Genomic DNA, 1,142 nt, shown 5'->3' with positions numbered 1-1,142 from the left:
GCTAGTGTGTTGCGTCGTTAATTCGTTGCTAGTTTTTGTTAGGCTGTGGTATGTCTCGACGCGGGCCCGCTCTGGCCGAATTGACGCTTTCCGCGGAGGAGCGGGCGCAGCTTGAGCGGTGGGTGCGGCGGCGGAGGTCGGCGCAGGATCTCGCGTTGCGTTCGCGGATCGTGCTGGAGTGCTCGACGGGGGTGTCGAACTCGGAGGCCGCGCGGCGGTTGGGAGTGTCGTTGCCGACCGTGCGGAAGTGGCGCGCTCGGTTCCTTCAGCGTCGTCTGGACGGTCTCGTCGATGAGCCCAGGCCTGGCAGGCCGGCGATGATCAGCGTGGAGCGGGTCGAGCAGGTCGTGGTCGACACGCTGGAATCGACTCCGAAGAATGCGACGCACTGGTCGCAGGCGAAGATGGCCGAGCGGTCCGGGCTGTCGCGCTCAACGGTCGGGAGGATCTGGAAGGCGTTCGGGCTCAAGCCGCACCTGGAGGAGGGGTTCAAGCTCTCCAACGACCCGTTGTTCACCGAGAAGGTCTACGACATCGTCGGTCTCTACCTGAACCCGCCCGAATCGGCTGTCGTGCTGAGCGTGGACGAGAAGTCCCAGGTGCAGGCGCTGGCCCGCTCGCAGCCTGCGTTCCCGATGATGCCCGGCACCCCCGAACGGCGCACGCATGACTATGTCCGGCACGGGACGACCAGCCTGTTCGCGGCGATGAACGTGGCCGACGGGACGGTGATCTCCTCCGTGCACCGCAAACACCGCTCGGTCGAGTTCAAGAAGTTCCTGACCAAGATCGACAAGAACGTGCCCGAGCACCTGGCCGTGCACGTGGTCTGCGACAACTACTCCACCCACAAGCACCCGACGGTGAAAGCGTGGCTGGCCAAGCATCCCCGGTTCCACCTGCACTTCACACCGACGTACTCGTCGTGGATCAACCAGGTCGAACGGCTCTTCGCCGAAGTCACCCGCGACCTACTACAACGCTCGGATCACCGCAGCGTGCAAGCCCTCGAGAAAGACCTCCGCGACTGGGTCACCGCCTGGAACGAGAACCCGAAACCGTTCATCTGGACCAAAACCGCCGAAGACATCCTCGACTCCATCGCCCGATACCTGAAACGAATTAACGGATCAGGACACTAG

At 63.6% G+C, this 1,142-nt stretch carries 1 protein-coding gene; it reads left to right on the top strand.

Annotation, left to right across the window (positions count from 1 at the left end):
- Positions 1–50 precede the first annotated feature (50 nt).
- Positions 51–1,142, top strand: coding sequence for an IS630 family transposase (locus ACYVII_RS19080; RefSeq protein ID WP_460537925.1), 1,092 nt, complete (start codon positions 51–53; stop codon positions 1,140–1,142).

The organism is Humibacter ginsengiterrae, from assembly GCF_054780115.1.
The sequence above is the reverse complement of the archived record's forward strand: the minus strand, read 5'-3'. Positions and strand labels throughout refer to the sequence as shown.